The 19,414-nt window shown below is 47.5% G+C and carries 17 protein-coding genes; 1 reads left to right on the top strand and 16 read right to left on the bottom strand.

What is annotated here, in order from left to right:
• Positions 1 to 2 precede the first annotated feature (2 nt).
• The 5 genes from A8709_RS28740 to A8709_RS28760 all read right to left on the bottom strand — a co-directional run bounded on the left by A8709_RS28740 (position 3) and on the right by A8709_RS28760 (position 4,281).
• A complete protein-coding gene (locus tag A8709_RS28740; protein WP_065857751.1) occupies positions 3 to 1,286 on the bottom strand; it encodes an efflux RND transporter periplasmic adaptor subunit in 1,284 nt (427 codons plus the stop codon).
• Between the two features lie 45 nt (positions 1,287 to 1,331).
• Positions 1,332 to 2,003 carry a CpsD/CapB family tyrosine-protein kinase gene (locus A8709_RS28745; protein ID WP_065857753.1) on the bottom strand — a complete coding sequence of 224 codons (672 nt, stop codon included), beginning with the start codon at positions 2,001 to 2,003 and terminating at the stop codon, positions 1,332 to 1,334.
• On the bottom strand, positions 1,984 to 2,745 hold the full coding sequence (locus A8709_RS28750; protein WP_065857755.1) for a YveK family protein: 762 nt from the start codon (positions 2,743 to 2,745) through the stop codon (positions 1,984 to 1,986). The genes A8709_RS28745 and A8709_RS28750 overlap by 20 nt, the downstream gene beginning before the upstream one ends.
• 211 nt (positions 2,746 to 2,956) lie before the next feature.
• Positions 2,957 to 3,259 carry a helix-turn-helix domain-containing protein gene (locus tag A8709_RS28755; protein ID WP_065857757.1) on the bottom strand — a complete coding sequence of 101 codons (303 nt, stop codon included), beginning with the start codon at positions 3,257 to 3,259 and terminating at the stop codon, positions 2,957 to 2,959.
• Entirely contained in the window at positions 3,256 to 4,281 is a 1,026-nt protein-coding gene (locus A8709_RS28760) for an HD-GYP domain-containing protein (RefSeq protein WP_065857759.1), read from the bottom strand. Before A8709_RS28760 ends, A8709_RS28755 begins: the two co-directional genes overlap by 4 nt.
• A 218-nt stretch (positions 4,282 to 4,499) precedes the next feature.
• On the opposite strand from A8709_RS28760, the gene A8709_RS28765 reads away from it, so the two are divergent.
• On the top strand, positions 4,500 to 5,204 hold the full coding sequence (locus A8709_RS28765; protein ID WP_341833445.1) for a hypothetical protein: 705 nt from the start codon (positions 4,500 to 4,502) through the stop codon (positions 5,202 to 5,204).
• 156 nt (positions 5,205 to 5,360) lie between these two features.
• On the opposite strand, the gene A8709_RS28770 is transcribed toward A8709_RS28765, so the two are convergent.
• The 11 genes from A8709_RS28770 to A8709_RS28815 all read right to left on the bottom strand — a co-directional run bounded on the left by A8709_RS28770 (position 5,361) and on the right by A8709_RS28815 (position 19,289).
• Complete coding sequence (locus tag A8709_RS28770) at positions 5,361 to 6,065, bottom strand: response regulator (protein ID WP_065857761.1); 705 nt, start codon at positions 6,063 to 6,065, stop codon at positions 5,361 to 5,363.
• On the bottom strand, positions 6,025 to 7,596 hold the full coding sequence (locus A8709_RS28775; RefSeq protein ID WP_065857763.1) for an ATP-binding protein: 1,572 nt from the start codon (positions 7,594 to 7,596) through the stop codon (positions 6,025 to 6,027). The genes A8709_RS28770 and A8709_RS28775 overlap by 41 nt, the downstream gene beginning before the upstream one ends.
• Before the next feature lie 4 nt (positions 7,597 to 7,600).
• Positions 7,601 to 9,901 (bottom strand): histidine kinase, encoded by a 2,301-nt coding sequence (locus A8709_RS28780; protein ID WP_065857765.1) that lies wholly within the window; start codon positions 9,899 to 9,901, stop codon positions 7,601 to 7,603.
• A 93-nt stretch (positions 9,902 to 9,994) separates the two neighbouring features.
• A complete protein-coding gene (locus A8709_RS28785; protein ID WP_065857767.1) occupies positions 9,995 to 10,306 on the bottom strand; it encodes a hypothetical protein in 312 nt (103 codons plus the stop codon).
• Between the two features lie 934 nt (positions 10,307 to 11,240).
• Positions 11,241 to 11,804 (bottom strand): potassium-transporting ATPase subunit KdpC, encoded by a 564-nt coding sequence (gene kdpC / locus A8709_RS28790; RefSeq protein ID WP_065857769.1) that lies wholly within the window; start codon positions 11,802 to 11,804, stop codon positions 11,241 to 11,243.
• 239 nt (positions 11,805 to 12,043) lie between these two features.
• Positions 12,044 to 14,086 carry a potassium-transporting ATPase subunit KdpB gene (kdpB, locus tag A8709_RS28795; protein WP_065857770.1) on the bottom strand — a complete coding sequence of 681 codons (2,043 nt, stop codon included), beginning with the start codon at positions 14,084 to 14,086 and terminating at the stop codon, positions 12,044 to 12,046.
• Positions 14,087 to 14,114: 28 nt separating this feature from the next.
• Positions 14,115 to 15,785 carry a potassium-transporting ATPase subunit KdpA gene (gene kdpA, locus A8709_RS28800; protein WP_065858700.1) on the bottom strand — a complete coding sequence of 557 codons (1,671 nt, stop codon included), beginning with the start codon at positions 15,783 to 15,785 and terminating at the stop codon, positions 14,115 to 14,117.
• A 47-nt stretch (positions 15,786 to 15,832) separates the two neighbouring features.
• Positions 15,833 to 15,910, bottom strand: coding sequence for a potassium-transporting ATPase subunit F (locus tag A8709_RS35735; RefSeq protein WP_141692715.1), 78 nt, complete (start codon positions 15,908 to 15,910; stop codon positions 15,833 to 15,835).
• A 161-nt stretch (positions 15,911 to 16,071) separates the two neighbouring features.
• Complete coding sequence (locus A8709_RS28805) at positions 16,072 to 16,473, bottom strand: hypothetical protein (protein ID WP_065858701.1); 402 nt, start codon at positions 16,471 to 16,473, stop codon at positions 16,072 to 16,074.
• Between the two features lie 194 nt (positions 16,474 to 16,667).
• Positions 16,668 to 17,144, bottom strand: a complete 477-nt coding sequence (locus A8709_RS28810) for a hypothetical protein (RefSeq protein WP_065857772.1) — start codon at positions 17,142 to 17,144, stop codon at positions 16,668 to 16,670.
• A 318-nt stretch (positions 17,145 to 17,462) separates the two neighbouring features.
• On the bottom strand, positions 17,463 to 19,289 hold the full coding sequence (locus A8709_RS28815; protein WP_065857774.1) for an APC family permease: 1,827 nt from the start codon (positions 19,287 to 19,289) through the stop codon (positions 17,463 to 17,465).
• Positions 19,290 to 19,414 lie beyond the last annotated feature (125 nt).

Below are 19,414 nucleotides of genomic sequence, written 5' to 3' on the forward strand. Positions count from 1 at the left end.
AATTATTGCTCTTCCACTGCCGACATTTGAACTTTCGCTTTGTCGACTAATGAGCTCGGGTTCGTTTTGACAACCAGTTCCCCTTCTTTAAGACCTGACAGGACTTCTTGATTCTGTTCATTGATTCTTCCTAATTGAATGCTCCGCTTCTCAAGCGTATCGCCTGCTAGTACGAATACAAAGGCATTATCGCCTTCTTTCACAATGCTATACGTTGGCACTGTGACAACAATTTGGTCTTTGTCATCCGATGTTTGCAGCTTCAGCTTCATACCTGGCATCAGGAGATGATCTTTATTCGGTACTTCTAGATTCACTTCATAGGATTTCGTGGCCGGATCGATTACCTTAGCCAGGTAAGAAATGGCACCTTTAAATTTCGTTTTATTATCAGGCAGCGAATAGGTCAATTCCGTTTTGTCGCTGACTAGTTTCGTTTCATCCTCAGATAGCTGTGCTTTGATTTTGATAGGATCGAGTCTTTGAATGACACCGATTTGCGCACCTGACTGGACAGGCATTCCTACTTCTAAAGGCATTTCGGTCAAGAGACCGCTTACGGTTGCCTTTACCTCTAAGTTTGCTATCGCTTGGTCAACCTGCTGCAACGCAACTTGAGCAGCTTTGAGCTGCGTTTCTAATTCTGAAGCCGCATCTATCGGTTCGAAAGCATTGAGCTTTTGCTTAAGTTGGTCCAGATCCATGCGAGCAGTCATCATCTGCGTTTCCATTTGATATAGCTGAGCTTTGGTAGCGAGCCCAATATCATAATCATTTTTCATCTTATTGTAGCTGCGAAGGAGTGTGGTCATGTTTAACTCCATTTTTTGTACCGCATTGCTCATATCTTGCTTTTGGCTGTCCGATTCTTTCTTCGCCTTGGCTTTCGCTTTCCCCATGGCATCTTGAACTGCTTGGACCGCTGCGGCTGCCGATTCTCTTTGAGCTAGGACATCCGTCGACTTTAACTTCAAAATAACATCACCTTCTTGAACCATGTCTCCACGCTTCTTTAGGATCTGTTCAATCTCGCCTGATGCCTTCGCCAATACCGTAAATTGAGCAGAGGATTGCACTTCTGCTACGCGTTCCAACGGGTTGCCGATTTTTTGCTTAATAACCTTGAATGCTTTAACGCTCTGGATGGCTTGATCCTTGTAAACAGGCTTCGCGTCCGTGTTCACAACTGCTGAATCTGAGCAGCCTGCCAAGATGCCAACGCTTAGCGTCAAGATGCAGACGATTCTTACGGTTTGCCGTTGCGGCTTTCGTCTTTTTTGTCTCATTAGCTATAAACTCGCTCCCCTTACTTTCATTTTTTGGAAAATAACCTACAGATACGCGTTAGCTTGATGGTTCTTGACTTCATTCAGAACAACACCAATTAATTTAACATTCGCCAGCATGAGCTCCTCTTTCACTTTCTTAGCGGCTTCACGCTTTACTTTCCCATATTCCACGATGAGGAGGATGCCGTCACATTTGGTTGCCATGATCTTGGCATCTGTGATCGTTAAGAGCGATGGCGTATCGACGATAACGATATCAAAGTTCTCCTTAAGCGTTGCTAGGAGCGTATCCATCTGCTTAGAGGCTAATAAGCCTGAGGGATTCTTCGAACCTGGTCCGGACGTCATCATCGATAGATTCTCTACGATTGTGTCTCGAATGATTTCATTCAAGGATGCTTGGCCTTCCAGATAATTCGTTAAACCACGTCGATTCTCTTCACCAAAAGCAAGATGAATGGATGGATTTCGCAGATCCGCATCGAGCAGCAATACTTTCTTCCCAATTTGCGCATAAGCGATTGCCAACTGGACGGCCGTTGTCGTTTTCCCTTCACCTCGACTTGATGAAGTGATCGTAATTGTCTTCGCTTCACGACCGAAAACGGAACATTCAATATTAAATCGTAGAGATCGATAAGCTTCTGCTGTCGAGGAATTTGCGCTAATTTGCATCATAACGGCTGAACTAGCTTTAGTAGATAGTTTTGGCATATGAAAGTTCCTCTGCTTTTTTTCTAAATTTATTTTTTCGTTTTGCCCGGATTATTCTGTGCTTCGTTTTAGGTATGTAAGCTAGGGTCGATAGCTCAAATATCTCTCGAATATCCTCTTCTGTTTTCAAGGTATCGTCCATCGCATCAAAGAGTAGAATGATACCAATTGTAGCAGCGAGTGACCCAACGAAACTCAGAATGATATATTGATTCGATTTCTGATTCACCGGTGTAGGATTGTCCTGAATCTTGGCTCGATTGAGAATCGTAATGTTATCAACCTTCATTATGTTAGGAATTTCGGATTGGAAAACGTCGGAAACCGCATTGGCAATTCGTACAGCTCTTTCGTGTGAATAATGTCTTACGACAATGGACATGACTTGTGTTTCATTGAGATTCGTGACATTGACGATTGAAATCAATTGATCTGTGGATACGTGTAGATCGGGGTATCGCTGAACGACTTTATCCATAATGGCTGGGGTTCTAATAATTTCCTTATAGGTATTAATGAGCGACATATTGACACCAATGGCTCCGTAATCAATTTGTTCTTTGCCTAGTTGATCCTGTCCTGAGGTTTTATTGACGATCAATTTAGTAGAAGCTTGATAAATCGGAACGTAGTTAGATGTCGAATACATCGCCGTGAGGATCGTACATGCACTTACAATAAGTACAATGACCCACCAGCGTTTGATGACAATCGACACATATTCTTTCAGATTAATCTCCATGATTCCCCTCCGCGAGAAGTCTATTTTCAAATCTGGATGATACTATTTGTATCTTATTTGTTACTCTTACTTTAAGATACTTTTTGTATCATGTCAACTGTTTATTGCTTGTTTTTGGTTCCAAATTGTATCGTAAAATAGTTTCATAGAATGACAAAAAGCAGCCCAATCCCCAAAAGGACAGGCTGCTTTACGATATCAACATATAAACTTATACCATGCCCACAGAAGCAACACGAACTTGATCATTCGCGCCTAACCGAGACACTAACAATGCTTGCTGCAAGAGCAGCGCTAGAAGCTTCCGCATCGAACCTATGCCAATTTTATTCATAATGTTCGCTAAGTGAATTTTCACTGTTTTCTCACTGATACAGCAATTTTCAGCAATTTCCTTGTTGGTGTACCCATACGTAGCTAGTAAAGATAGAATTTCTTTTTCTCGCTGTGTTAGACCATAATTGGAGTAAAATTGATGTAAAACATTAAGTTCATCTGCATGTATTGGCATCATATGACAACTTCCTTTATATGAATATGTCTTTCCCTGCTGAGATCAAGGAAGGAATTATCAATTTTCACAAGTGGATTGGTATCATCCGTTGGATTAATATAGACGACTTCTCCCCAACGTCCATCAGTAAGAAGGACTTGGCGGCCTACTAGATTGTTTATGATATTTTGTAAAAATACGGAAACGATATGCGGATCTAATTCACCGAAAAAGCCTTTCCGCAGCCGGCTGACAACCTCATGAAATGGCATCATCTCATGATAAGGTCGCTTAGATGACATCGCATGGAAAACGTCAGCTACCGCGACGATCCGGCTCATTTTGTCCAGTTGACTATCCTGCAGCTGCAACGGATATCCTGTACCATCCGCGCGTTCATGATGCTGTAGAGCAACGAGTGCTACACGGTAGTTAATTCCTACTGTATCTCGAAGCATATTATAGCCAAGAATCGTGTGCTTCTTAATTTCTTCATATTCTGAAGTGGTTAACTTTCCAGGCTTCATCAGAATTTCTTGGGATATCTTGATTTTACCGACATCATGCATAGTGGCTGCCAAGGATAATAAGCTTACTTCTGCCTCAGCTAAATCCATCCATTTACCAATCAGTGTAGATAGGATGCCTACGCCAATATTATGTTGATGGGTGTATTCATCTTTGGCTTTAACAGCCTGAAACAGCTGGAACAAATCCGGATTCTCAGCGGCTTGCTGAACGATTGGAATTAATTCGTTTTTAATTTCAAGCAGCGGGATTTTTTTATGCGTCTGAATGCGTTCAAATAAATCCTTGGCGTATTGTGTTGCTTTCTGAACAAGTTGTTGGGAACTGTCCTGATGAAGTGCGGTTTCTGGCTGACGATCTGACAGGGCGGTCGTTATGATATCCAGCGCGTCGATGCGATGCTGTCTGAATAAATCTAAATGCTCTTGATTGAGAACGGTATGAATGGGGACTAAGACTAGTCCATAACTTGTTGTCACATCATATCTTAATCTTTTACCCAATAGATCACTCAAGTAATCCGCTCCATTAATTTCAAAATAGTACCAGTTTCAATTATATACGACATATTCCATCAGCAACATGGGAGGATTATCCTATATTTCGACAAATACCTAGGATAATATTCCCATTAATATTTGGGCGCGTATTGTTTGCATTTCGTGACACCCGTCTATTCCTTTGCATATAGTAAGTATCGACTATCCGCTTTTACCTAAGGAGGACTTCACGAATGGCTTCGAATAAGAAACGAGTACAGCGCGATGAAGAGTTGGAAAACGAAATCGTGCACAGCCCAGCAGCAACAGACTCAGATTTCCCAAGAGACCCTTATCCGCAACCAGCACCTTACCCATACGGCTATCCAGTCCCGCAATATGTAACTTGGGTGCCTGTTTATGATACACGTGGTTTAGGTGGATTGGGCATCCCTGGCTTCCCTGGTTCTGGCGGCGGCATGATGCCTGGCCTTCCTGGACAACAAGGCTTCGGCGGACCTGGTGGGCCAGGCGGATTCCCTGGTGGGCCGGGCGGATTTCCTGGTGCACCGGGTGGATTTCCGGGCAGTCCGGGCGGTTTCCCTGGTGGACCTGGTGGTGGTTTCCCAGGCGGTCCGGGTGGTTTCCCCGGTGGACCCGGATTCCCTGGACCAGGTGGGCCGGGTGGGCCAGGCGGCGGACAGCAGCCTCCAACCTCAGCGCCACCGAGCTATACACCGCAAAAGCCGTTTAAGGCACCAGGCAGTTTCGCGGTAGATCCTGGCGGCATTTCCCGCTGCCTATTTAGATTCACCTATATTTGGCTCAGCAATGGCCAACAATTCTGGTTCTATCCGATTTTTGTTGGGCGTAACTCCATGGCTGGATTCCGCTGGACCGGATTCTCGTGGATGTATTTCGGCACAGATCTGCGCTTTGTTGATTCGTTTACGTGCTAATGTAACGGCTAGGAGAAGCAAAAAGGCTGTCCTTTGCATAGATTCGATTGAATCTATACAAGGGAACAGCCTTTTCTCAATTATAATTCTAAAAAGTTGCCGCAGAGAGCGTAGACACACTATTTCGCTGAATACGACTGATTCATCCCCGCTCCCTTAACCCTCCTGCCAAGCAAATCGATATCCGATCCCCGGCTCCGTCAGGATATACTGCGGCCTCGCTGGGTCGATCTCGATCTTCTTCCGCAGGTGGCCCACATACACCCGCAGGTATTGGCTGTCAGACTCATACTGCTGACCGCCCCAGACCTGCTTGAGCAGCTGCTTATGCGTCATCACTCGCCCTGCATTGACCCCTAGCACCTTAAGTAAATCATACTCCGTCGGGGTCAATTTCAGCTTTTCGCCGCCGAGCTCGACGCTGCGCTTGGCTAAATCAATGACGAGCTGACCAAGCTTCAGCACTGGCTCATCGGGTGCTTTAGCAATGTGTCGAAGCGCCACGCGCATGCGGGCCATGAATTCGCCCATGCCGAACGGCTTCGTCACATAGTCGTCTGCTCCGCGGTCTAACGCGGCGACCTTGTCTGGCTCTTGATCCTGCGCCGTTAGGATAATAATGGGCACCTGCGACCATTCCCGGATACCTTCGAGCACATCCATGCCGGTCATATCGGGCAGTCCCAGATCCAGCACAATCAGATCCGGCCGCACCATCGTCGCTTGCAGCAGGCCTTCCTGGCCCGTTGCAGCTTCCGCGGTCTCGAAGCCATGTGCCGTTAAAGTGACGCGGAGTAATTTCCTGATTTGTGACTCATCGTCAATGATTAAAATTTTCGCCCCTGTTAGTGTCAAGCTCATCCCCGTCCCTCTCAGCGAATTGGTCAGGCAAGCAAATTCGTATCGCGGTTCCCCGCTCGCCATGAGGCCGCGATGTTGCAGTAATGCTGCCACCATGCGCTTCCACAATGCTTTTGCATATGGCTAGGCCAAGCCCTGTACCTGGAATTTGTTTCGTGCTCGTGCCTCTATAAAATTTCTCGAAAATACGCTCCCTGTCCCCCGGTGGAATCCCCTGGCCCTCATCCTCAATCGTTAGCTCGATGAAGCCTTCGCTCCCTTTCACGGCCAATATGTGAATGCTGCTGCCCTCCGGGGAGTACTTGATCGCATTGCTAATGACATTGATCAGCACTTGCTCCATCAGTACTTCATCCAGCGGCACGGACGGGAGATCAGGTGCCAATTCAATACTCACTTGTCGATGCTGCAGTGCATCCTTCAATTGACCAACCGCAACACCAACAATGTCCTCGAGGCCGCTCCATTGCTTATTCAAGCGCAGCATCCCGCTCTCGATACGAACCATTCCGAGCAAGTTACCGACGAGTCTGTTCATCCGGGTTGCCCCCTCACGTGTCGTCAGCAATAACTCCCGTCGATCCTCAGGACCAAAGACATCTTCCCCTTCCAGCAACCCGGTCACCGAGCCAATAATTGTCGCTAACGGCGTTCGCAGTTCATGCGAAAGTGAGTCCAACAGCGCGGTCCGCAGCTTCTCGGACTCCGCGGTTAGAACGGCGAGCTTCGCTTCCTGCGCAAGCTTACACCGAGAAATCGCCACCGCTGATAGATCGGCTAACGCCTCCAACATGCGAATAAATTCGTTCATTTCCGCTAGACTTCGTTCACCGACTTGAACAGCTAACACACCATGTACCTCATTGTCGGTATCTAACGGAACGAACAGTGAGGAGGACTCGCGCAATGTCTGGGTACCGCGTCCAGCACGCGTGTTATTCCCATGTACCCAAGCTGCCAGTAAGATATGTGCGTCATCGTGCGCCCATTCGACACTGTCTTTGCCATACGCGACTAACTGCTGTTCCCCCAGCGTATTTGGCATAAAAACCGCAGCTCGAACATCCAATGTTTCGGACACATGAAGCACAATTTGATGCAGTAAAGCATCCAAATCCGACATGGCGGTAATTTTACGACTAAGTGCATAGAGGGCTGCTGTATGGGCTTCTCGCTGCTGAGCTTGATGAAATTGGTTCCTCAGCCTAGATGCTAAACTCGCTGTAAGCGCGGCGACAGATAAGTACACAAAGAATGAAAACACATACCGTAAATCCTCAACGCTGAGACTAAATGTCGGCGGAACGAAAAAGAAATCGAAAGCCAATACGCCTAAGGCCGCTGCGTAAAAAGAAGGCCCCCGTCCCCATCGGACTGCGCTTAGCAGAACTGGGAATAAGTACAACAACGCAATATTGACCAAATCAAACACCGTATGAAAGAGGTGCAAAAAGATCGACAAGCCAACAATCAGCAGCGTTGTGATACCATAAGATTTGAAACGTCCACTATCCCTGTTTAAAGTTTCCATAGCTCTAGTTTACCCGATTTTCTGCAGTTTGCCACGCATCGGAATCAGCAACAATGAGCACATCCATGTGCCTGGTGAGCCCCAGCAGTCTTTTAACCCAAACGCTCTTCCTCAGGATAAGTTGCGTGGCTCCAGCAGCATTCGCCTCATGTGCGAAGACAGTCGGTGCTTCTTTATAACTTTTAACAGCTTGATAGGCAAAATGTCCCCCCAACCGCTCAGTTAACTTCGCAATCAACTCTACTTCTCGTGTCCGCTCCTCTGCGCTCCCTTTACCAAGAAAGCGAACATGCCAAATCGCTTTCAAGCGATGCGCGATACGAAAACCACGACGAATCAAGCGATCAGCGCCAGCAAGCTCGGTTACACAAACATAGATCACTTCTTTTCTTCGCCAAGGACCACGCAGCGAGCTTTTACGCTCCATCGATTCCAGACGTTCATCCACGTCATCTGCAATTTCACGCAGGGCAAGTTCTCGTAGGGCAATCAAATTGCCCGTTTTAAAAAAGTTATTCAAAGCCTGATCGACCTTCACCATCGCATAAATCTTGCCCTCTCTCATTCGAAGCTGCAAGGCTTCAGGGGCTACATCGATCAACTGCACTTCATCAGCGGCAAGCAAAATATGGTCTGGCACCGTTTCGCGAACACGAATCCCCGTGATATGCTCCACAGCATCATTTAAGCTTTCCAGGTGCTGTACGTTTACCGTGGAAATGACGGAAATACCTGCCTCCAAGATGTCCAGTACATCCTCATACCGCTTCTTATTCTTGCTGCCGGGTACATTCGAATGTGCTAATTCATCTACCAGCACGACTTCCGGTCGCTCGCGGATAATTGCTGCTGTATCCATTTCCTCGAGGTGGACACCTTGATACACCGTTTTCGCCCGCGGCAGGATTGAAAGTTCACCGATTTGCTCCACCGTCCCCTTGCGCCCATGCGTTTCAAGTAATCCGATCTTCACATCTATACCCTTCTTGAGCAAATCATTCCCTTCGCGCAGCATGGTATATGTCTTACCTACCCCAGGAGCTGCGCCAATGTACACTTTAAAACGACCGCGTTTAATTTGCTCGATCTTCGCTTCGACCTCTTGCTTACTCAGACGCTTATACGTATTCGCTTCCTTCAGTACATGCATATGAGCTGGAAGAATGCGTTCTCCCTCCTGCGAGGCGCGATCTGCCACCAAAAATACGTCGATGGTCTTTGTCCTTTTTAACAAACCGTGAATGACGGACCCCTGTATGAAACTTTGCCATTTCGTTTGTTTGGAATGTCCTAGTATGATGCGTGTGACGTTATGTTTGGTCGCATAATCGACTAAATCTCGAGGAATGCAACGGCGGTTTCTTAGGGGGAGTTCTTCGAAATGAGCGTTCACTTTATGAGCTAACTTCATGGTAGATCGCCGAAAAGCAACGGCCTCCTTGGAGAGCGGCTTCCCTTTTTTCAGAAAAGTCACCACATGCAAGTCCCCATTTAATCGCTTCGCAATCTGCTGCCCTCGGCGCACATAAATCGAACCATTCCAATGATACTGTGTCGTGACGAGGATCCGCTCGGTCGCTCCAGATGGCCCCAGATAACCCATTTGCTCGCGATGCGCCTCCAATGAATCATTCACATCCTCCGCAACAAGTCGCAGTGCCAGCTCTCTCAGGACACCCAAATTACCTCGCTTGAACAAAGCCGTATCTGTATTTCCCTTCAAGTGCCCTTCTTCCAATCGGTTTAAAATCGTCTCCGGCGTGACATCAATTAACCGAACCTCATCCGCAAGCTCCAAGGTATCGGAGGGCACGCAATATCCAACTTCAATCCCCGTCAGCTTATGCGCAACCTCCATCGCTTCTTCCAACTCATACACATTAACCGTCGTTATCACACTAATATCATGAGAGAGCAAATATTTAATATCCTCCAGCCTCGTTGGAAAAATGGCATCCTTCCGATTGCGGTGCGCTAACCCATCGACAAGAACAACCTCGGGATTTCTTTCGAGTAAGGCTGGCAAATTTAAATCCTTATGTTCCACACCTTCCTTCATCCAGTGGATGCTCGGCACGCGTTCGAGATCCCCCAATTGTTCCACGGTTTCTGGTCGTTGCAGGGTTGAAACCGCGCAGATGACCACATCGATTCCCTGCTCTTTCAGATTATGTCCCTCACGCAACATGTGGTAGGTTTTACCAGTTCCACTGACTGCGCCGATATATATTTTCAAGCTGCCACGGTGTAGTTTGGAGATGGATAGCAGGATTTCTTCTGGTGTTTTCCGTTTAAAATGGTCCATATCGTACCATGCCTCCTTTCTGAAAAGATGTAAGTCAATTTGCAGGACTGGCTTGGTTGCGCGGGGAGTGTGGGGAAGTCGAGTTTTCGACTTCTAGGATCGCGGGGCCGCGCAGGTGAGTGCGGGGAAGTCGAGTTTTTCGACTTGCAGGGCTGCTGGGCCGCGGGCGAGCGCGTCGAAGTCGATTTTTTCGACTTGCAGGACCGCTAGGCCGCTGCCAAGTGCGTCGAAGTCGAGTTTTTCGACTTGCAGGTCCGCGGGGTCGCGCTGGAGTGCGGGGAAGTCGAGTTTTTCGACTTGCAGGTCCGCGGGGCCGGACTGGAGTGACGGGAAGTCGAGTTTTTCGACTTGCAGGGCAGCAAGGCCGCGGACGAGCGCGTCGAAGTCGATTTTTTCGACTTCCACAATCGCGGGGCCGCTGGAGTGTGTGAGAAAGCCGGATTTTCCGGCTATTTCACCCCCGAGAGCATCCGTTTCCTTCCGATTTAATCGGATTTTCCGACTATCTCGACCGCGAGGGCACCCGTTTCCTCCGAGTTAATCGGGTTCTCCGACTATCTCGACCACGAGAGCATCCGTTTCCTCCGATTTAATCGGGTTCTCCGACTATCTCGACCACGAGAGCATCCGTTTCCTCCGATTTAATTGGATTTTCCGACTATCTCGACCGTGGGGACCTCCTTTTCCTCCGATTTAATCGGATTTTCCGCTTTTCTCGATCGCGAGGGCACCCGTTTCCGCCGATTTAATCAGATTTTCCGACTATCTCGACCCCAAGGACCTCCGTTTCCCCCGATTTAATCGGTTTCTCCGGCTATCTCGACCGCAAGAGCATCCGTTTCCTCCGATTTAATCGGGTTCTCCGACTATCTCGACCACGAAAGCATCCGTTTCCTCCGATTTAATCGGGTTCTCCGACTATCTCGACCACGAGAGCATCCGTTTCCCCCGAGTTAATCGGATTTTCCGACTATCTCGGCCCCGTGGACCTCCGTTTCCCCCGAGTTAATCGGTTTCTCCGGCTATCTCGGCCCCAAGGGCCTCCGTTTCCCCCGAGTTAATCGGTTTCTCCGGCTATCTCGGCCCCAAGGGCCTCCGTTTCCTCCGAGTTAATCGGTTTCTCCGACTATCTCGGCCCCAAGGGCCTCCGGTTCCTCCGATTTAATCGGTTTCTCCGGCTATCTCGGCCCCGAGGACCTCCGTTTCCCCCGATTTAATCGGTTTCTCCGGCTATCTCGACCGCAAGAGCATCCGTTTCCTCCGATTTAATCGGATTTTCCGACTATCTCCACAAAAACGGGCAGAACCACCCTCCAACACGGAGAGTGGTTACCTATCCTTAAAGCTTCACTTGTTTCAACAGTTCACTATTCAGTTCGGTCACATTGACTCTCGGCTCGCCTAGGATGCCGAACTGTCTTGTCTTGCTGAGCCGATCAATCAGCCCATTCAGATCTCCAACTGAAACCCCTGTTGCTGCGCTAATTCTCGGTACTTGAGCTTTTGCTCCCTCCAGTGACAAATCTGGATCAAACCCAGAGCCGGAGACGGTTACGAGATCAGCCGGGATGTCGGTAAGGGTCGGGTTTTCTTCTTTCAAGGCAGCAATTTTGTTAGCGAGTTCTGCCGCATAGTCACTTGAAGCAACCGCGCGATTGGAGCCTGATGAGGCTGTCGGGTCATACTTGGCTGCGGATTCTCTTGGATGAAACAGCTTTGGCGACTCGAAGCCTTGCGCCAGCAATTCCGATCCAACGACAACCCCGCCTGATTCGATGAGACTTCCATTGGCTTGCTTGGGAAATAAAACTTGTGCCACACCTGTCGTGGCAAGTGGATATATAAGTCCACAGACAACCATGAACAATAACGACACACGTACAGCGATCACAACTGATTTCATTACGCTATCCCTCGTCTCTCACTCTCACATTTTCTCTTACTCTTACTCTTACTCTTACTCTTACTCTTACTTCTTACTCTTACTTCTTACTTCTTACTCTTACCCTCTATCTTCCTCATACTATTTCATACTCATATATAATATTTTATACTCTTCCATACTCATTGGTACTCTTCCGTACTCTTTCGCACTTTCTCATAACCTTCCATACTTCCCCATACTCTATCTACGCTATCTCTCTACACAATATTCAAACCGTGCAGCACCATATCAATGACTTTAATTCCGATAAAAGGCACAATCACACCGCCGATCCCATAGATCAAAATATTACGTGAAAGCAATCGATCCGCCGACATCGCCCGGTATTTGACACCCCTCATGGCAATGGGAATCAGTAAGGGAATGATAATCGCATTGAAAATCAATGCGGATAATATCGCCGATTCTGGCGACGCCAGATTCATAATATTCAGCGCCTGCAGCTGCGGCATGGCTAGAATGAACATCGCCGGAATGATCGCAAAATATTTGGCGATATCGTTAGCGATCGAGAACGTCGTTAATGCACCGCGTGTGATCAACAATTGCTTACCAATGGAGATCACTGACAGCAGCTTGGTCGGATCAGAATCGAGATCGATCATGTTGGCTGCTTCTTTCGCCGCCATGGTGCCTGAGTTCATCGCGAGCCCGACATCCGCTTGAGCAAGCGCAGGCGCATCGTTCGTACCATCGCCTGTCATGGCGACAAGCTTTCCTTCTTGCTGCTCCTTCTTAATCGCAGCGATTTTATCTTCCGGCTTCGCCTCGGCAATGAATTCGTCCACACCTGCTTCAAGCGCAATGGTCGCAGCCGTCAGTGGATTATCCCCGGTACACATCACGGTTTTGATCCCCATGGCGCGCAGCTCAGCAAAGCGCTCCTTCAAGCCCGGCTTTACCGTATCCTTGAGGTAAATCACGCCGTAGATCCGATCGCCCATCGCAACAGCGAGTGGCGTACCTCCCGCTTTGGCGATACGATTCGATATCGTTTCGAGATCATGTGGAATTTTACCGCCCAAAGCCTCTACATATTTACGAATCGCGTCCACCGCGCCTTTGCGAACCTTCGTCCCACCTTCTAAATCAAGCCCCGACATCCGCGTTTCAGCAGAAAACTCGACCACTTCTGAACCGATATAATTAGCCGCCTGCCAGGACTCACCAAGCTTATTCGCTAGCTCCACGATTGAGCGTCCTTCCGGTGTTTCATCCTTGACGGAGGCCTGCAACGCAACAAATGTCATCTCTTTCGCTTGTGTACCGCTCACAGGGATAAACTCTGAAGCCATCCGATTCCCGAAGGTAATCGTTCCCGTTTTATCCAGAATCATCGTATCAATATCCCCCGCTGCTTCAACCGCTTTCCCTGACATGGCTAACACATTAAACTGTGTGACGCGGTCCATCCCCGCAATCCCAATCGCGGATAAAAGGCCGCCAATCGTCGTCGGGATGAGGCAGACTAGTAAGGCAATCAACGTGGAAATTTCTAATTTCACGTTCAAGTACTGTGCCATCGGCACCATCGTCATAATGACGATGAGGAAGATCAACGTTAACACCGCGAGTAAGGTGGTTAGCGCAATTTCATTCGGCGTTTTCTGCCGTTTGGCACCTTCGACAAGCGCAATCATCCGATCCAAGAACGATTCACCGGGATCTGTCATGATTTTGACCACGATATAGTCAGAAGCGACCCGTGTTCCCCCCGTGACCGATGAGAAATCGCCGCCAGCTTCCTTAATAACAGGGGCAGATTCCCCTGTAATGGCCGATTCATCAATCGAAGCTAAGCCTTCGATGATTTCACCGTCCGACGGGATAATCTCGCCGATTTCAATCCGAACGATATCTCCTTTACGGAGGGAAGTCGAAGAGACTTCCTTATACGTGCCATCCTTTTGCACCAAACGCGCCTTGGTATCCGACTTCGTTTTCCGCAGCGAATCCGCTTGTGCCTTGCCACGCCCTTCCGCCAAAGCTTCCGCGAAGTTAGCGAAAAGCAGCGTGAAGAGCAGAATCAAGAACACCGCGATATTGTAACCACGCCCTACGTTCGTGGAGCCGAATAGCTCCGGCGCGATGGAAAGCAGCAGCGTAATGACGGTACCGATTTCCACCACGAACATCACGGGATTTTTGATCATCACCCAGGGATTTAACTTTTTAAAAGAATCTAGCAGTGCGCCATTCAAAATGTCTTTGGTTATTGTTTTTTTACGTTCCACAGTCATGTTCATTCCTTCCTCTCTACGCCTATCCTTAACGTGCCGCCAAATGTTCCGCAATCGGCCCCAATGCCAGCGCTGGGAAGAACGTTAGAGCACCAATTACTAGAATAATCATGATCAAAATGCCCATAAATAAAGGTGTATTCGTTCGTAATGTACCTGTTGTAACAGGGACCACACGCTTCATAGCCAGTGAACCGGCAATCGCTAGCATCGCAATAACCGAAATATAACGGCCAACCAGCATTACCATACCAATGCCCATGTTATAGAAGTTCGTGTTGGCACTTAACCCGCCAAAGGCAGAGCCATTATTGGCCGCTCCTGAGGTGAAGGCATAAAGCACTTCTCCAAGACCATGCAACCCCTGATTGGATATGGAAGCAACAGATTCTGGACGTATTAGTGCCAGTGCGGTTGGTGCCAGAATAATCAGCGGATGAATGAGAATAGCGATCGCAGCAAGCTTAATCTCCTTGCCCTCAATCTTTTTGCCCAGAAACTCTGGCGTACGGCCTACCATGAGACCACAGATAAACACGGATAGAATCAGATAAAGCAGCCCATTTAACAACCCGACCCCTTTACCCCCGAACACATTGTTCAGCATCATTTCTGCAAAAGGGACAATACTGCCGAGCGGTGTCAGCGATTCATGCATCGTGTTCACGCTGCCGGTTGTAGCTGCCGTGGTTACGGCTGTGAATAAGGCCGATTCGGACATCCCGAAGCGAACTTCCTTGCCCTCCATGTTCCCATCTACACCAAGGGCATGAACGGCTGAGATCCCTTTATACTCGGCATAGAACACCGTTGCCACCATCACCAAGAAGATAAGGCCCATAGCTGCAAAAATCGTCCAACCTTGCTTCTTGTTCTTAATCATGACGCCGAATGCATACACGAGCGAAGTCGGCAGCAGCATCATGCTGACAATGTGAATAAAGTTGGTGAACGGTGTTGGATTTTCAAAAGGATGCGCTGCATTCGTACCGAACCAGCCTCCACCGTTGGTGCCTAAATGTTTGATCGATTCCAGCGAAGCCACTAATCCTCGGGTAATCGTTTGCTGCGCACCTTCTAACGTAGTCGCTTGTACGGCACCTAGTAAGGTTTGTGGGATACCTTGAAACACTAAGACTAAAGCTACGATGATACTAAGCGGAAGAAATACGCGTGTAATCCCACGGGTTAAATCCACGTAGAAATTACCGAGATTGTCCTGGCGCCCGATCAGACCACGCGTAAAGGCGACGGCAATGGCGAACCCGGTTGCTGCCGATGTGAACATCGGGAACGTAATAGCTACCATTTGCGAGAAATACGATAGGGTATTTTCACCGCTGTAAGCTTGCCAGTTCGTATTCGTTATGAAGGAAACCGCTGTATTAAAAGCTAGGGCAGGCGGCATATTACCGATACCATCTGGGTTTAGCGGTAGAAATTTCTGTAATCGAAATACCATATAAATCAGGATCAACATCACGAAATTAACGAGCAGTACGGATCCTAAATACTTTTTCCAGCCCATCGATTCATCTTCTTTAACGCCCATGATCCGATAGGATACGCGCTCAAATGGAGCAAAAATGCGATCAAGACCACTCTTTTCATAACCAAAAACATTTACCAAGTAGGCCCCCATCGGCTTCACCAACAGCATAATAATACCGAGTGTGATGACTACCTGTAACAATCCCATCCCCATAGTAGGTTCTCCCCCTGCTTACATAAGTTCATATCCTGCGTTTAAAATTTCTCCGGCTTCACCAAAACAAAACCGAGATACACCATGATGGCACAACCAATAAGTCCAATAACAAGCAATGTGGTTACCTCCTCAGGTTTACTTCATGACCAAATTCATAAGCTCAAGCTTTCTCGCAATATTTCGCAAATCCCCAAAACCCTAGAAATGTGACGGCCAATACGACAATCATCGTGACATCGTTATACATTGCACACCTCCTCATATAGATAGAACCTCATCATTTTAGAGAGGGTAGTAGGAACTTTACATCACCATTTTTGGAATAAATGACATAATCTGCGCCCAGTCCTTTATAAATTAAGCGTGGATTGACGCTTTGGGTGATCACATAAATGGGTCTTGACGTCCAACTGCGGCATAACTGGATATACCTGCAGCATAATGGCAAGCTGTCCTCGAATAAAATGACGTTGCCGATCGGATAGTCGGGTATGCTGGAACTCCCCATTTTCCACGTGTTCACTTGAATGATTTGCTTGACATCCGCCGCCTCTAATTGAAGTCTATCTGCCTTGCTGTTGGTTAGCGCAATGAAGGGCAGCCCCACCAAACTCACATATTTCATGAACTCTTCGCCTGCCTTCGTCGGCGCCGCGATCAGCAATGCCTCACTGTACATGACGTTCACCGTTCCCTTTCCTGACTCATTGTAACGCCGAACCTTATAAAAATGGGGTAAAGAAACGCAGGCTCCGTATAAAAAAAGTATAAAAATGCAGTCGCGGAATCCGCGGCTTTCCAGCAAAAAGAGCACCTCCATCCACTACAATGACTTCGTGGGTGAAGATGCTCTTTTATATAAAATCAGGCGATTTAGAAGGAAATGTACGCCCCTGAATGTGCGAATAAATAAGTGCGATCCAGCGATAATCCTCGTTCTTTCTCATGTCTCGACATAGGTGCCAGATTATCACACAGTTCTGTTAAGGCGATTTCGATGATCTGCGTTCGAACCTCTCCCCATGTCTTTTCTTTCTGGTGTACGTAATCCAAACCATCTCGCAAAGTAAGACCCTTGAGCCTTTGAAACACAACAGCCCACTGAACGAAATCGCCTCTGAGATTACTGCATGGCACTTCGAATTGCCCCAAACCGCATGTGCCATGACTCGTGGTAATTGTCAGTAAACCGCACTGACAATCGGTACCATGCCCCGGGAGCAATTGATCCGAAAGTTCACCATCCAATTGAAAGCATTCGATGCGGGTAATTGTAGGTTCCGCTAAGTGTACGGGGGGTACGGAATATTCTTCTTCCTCTTGGAACAGAGTCAGAGGTTCTTGATACATGCAGCTTCACTCTCCTCAAATAGTAGACCATAAATGGACTGAGACGAATATTACGCTTATTCACAATCCGTGTAAAACACGATAGACATGCTTATTTCATGTATTTGGATGGATTGCGCAGATGAAGACGTATTCATTTGGTGAGGGCATTCATTTTCCATCGAAATGCTCCGATTTGCTGCCCTTTTATACCATTTTTATACTTTATCTATCGATTATTTACCCCCTCTTTATACGATTCAAACGTATACTAAATAGAAAAAAATCCAAGTCTCTATGGAGCATAGAAACGTTGGATTCGTTAGTTGGCTGCCTAAGTTATTTGGTTAAATGATACGGTACCGTTGTGACAATCACATTTCTCCGATACAAGAGATGTGCGCGAATGAGTAAACTCGATTGATTATGCAGGATATTGTGCCAGCCTTTTTTGGGAATGAATTGCGGAATAATGACCGTCACCTGATAGTTCGATTCACCGGCTTTACGCTGAACGGTATCAATGAATTTGGTCAGTGGGTTAATGATACTCCTGTAAGGGGAATGCAACGTCACCAGCCTCACATCGGGCTGCCATTTCGCCCATTTCTCCTCAAATAAGGCTTCTTCATCACGTTCAAAAGGAATATGCACGGCAATAATTTGGTGGGGCGAGAGCGATTTGGCATAGTTTAAGGAGTTCTCCACCACGTGCGTGAGGCCTGCCACAGGAACAATAATTACATTGCCCTCAATAGGCACGGCCGGTTCACAGCTTGCAAGTCTTAATTGATCACCAACCGCTTCATAATGCTGCTTAATCCGATGAAACAGGAAGATAATGAGCGGTAAGAAAATTAAGATCGGCCATACCTGTGTGAATTTGGTGAAAAAGAACATCAACGAGACGATTAAACTGATCAACGCACCTGTTGTATTAATGATCAGCTTGGGAAACCAGCCAGCTGGTTTTTGACGAATCCATTTGACGACCATCCCTGTCTGCGACAGCGTAAATGGGATAAATACGCCAACTGCGTAGAGCGGGATGAGATGCTCCGTTTTCCCTTCAAAAGCGATGATTAACACAATCGATAACAGGCCCAGAATGATAATACCATTGGAATAGCCCAAACGGTCGCCTCGGATGGTGAACATACGCGGAATGAATTTATCTTTCGCCAAATTCACCGCGAGTAACGGGAAGGCCGAATAGCCTGTATTTGCTGCGAGAATAAGGATCAGTGCCGTGGTGCCCTGAATGAAGAAATACATAAAATGCCGACCGAAGGTCTGTTCCGCAATTTGGGAAACAACCGTCACCTCAGCGGCGGGTACGATGCCATAGTAGAAAGCCAAGAACACAATGCCTGAGAATAACAGCGCCAGTAGCGTGCCCATCGCGGCTAAGGTTTTGGCGGCATTATGTGGAGCAGAATGCTTGAAATTCGGAATCGCATTCGAAATGGCCTCTACACCGGTTAGCGCAGAGCTGCCCGAGGCGAACGCTTTGAGGAGTAGGAATAAACTGATCCCAGCGACAGGTGTGCCAATGGACGCATGTAGATTAGATGCGACAGCGCCCGTTAAGATATGATAAATTCCTACGCCAATCAGAATGAACAGCGCTAGAACAAATAAATAGACCGGATAGGCCAAAATAGAAGCGGACTCCGTTACCCCTCGTAAATTCAAGGTTGTAATACAGAGTACAAAGAATATAGCGATGAGAACGTTATATGGGTGTAAGCTGGGAAATGCGGAAGTGATCGCATCCGTACCTGCCGACACACTTACAGCTACTGTTAATATATAATCGACTAACAGCGAGCCCCCCGCAATGAGACCAGGAAGCATACCCAAGTTTTCCTTGGATACAACATAGGCTCCACCCCCATGAGGGTAAGAGAAGATAATCTGTCTATAGGACAGAATTAGTGCTAGTAACAGTATTAATACACCTACGGCAATAGGGATTGAATACCAGATAGCCGCTGCGCCCACGGTCATTAAGACGATTAAGATTTGCTCTGGACCATAGGCAACGGAAGATAGGGCATCGGAGGATAGGATCGCCAAAGCCTTCGTTTTATTCAGCTTTTGCTCCCCTAATTCCGTAGATTTCAACGGTCGGCCAATTAAAAATCGTTTCAAAGAAGAAAACATGGAATCGTTTCACCGCCATCGTTTGATTTGTAGAGTACCTAGCAACATATAGTATTCGCAGGATCTCCTAGTTTTTAGTCATTTTGGGTTGAATAAGAACACGGGAGCATGATGAGTAGTATTTT

The sequence above is a fragment of the Paenibacillus pectinilyticus genome (genome assembly GCF_001700435.1).
In the GTDB taxonomy this organism is placed as follows: domain Bacteria; phylum Bacillota; class Bacilli; order Paenibacillales; family NBRC-103111; genus Paenibacillus_E; species Paenibacillus_E pectinilyticus.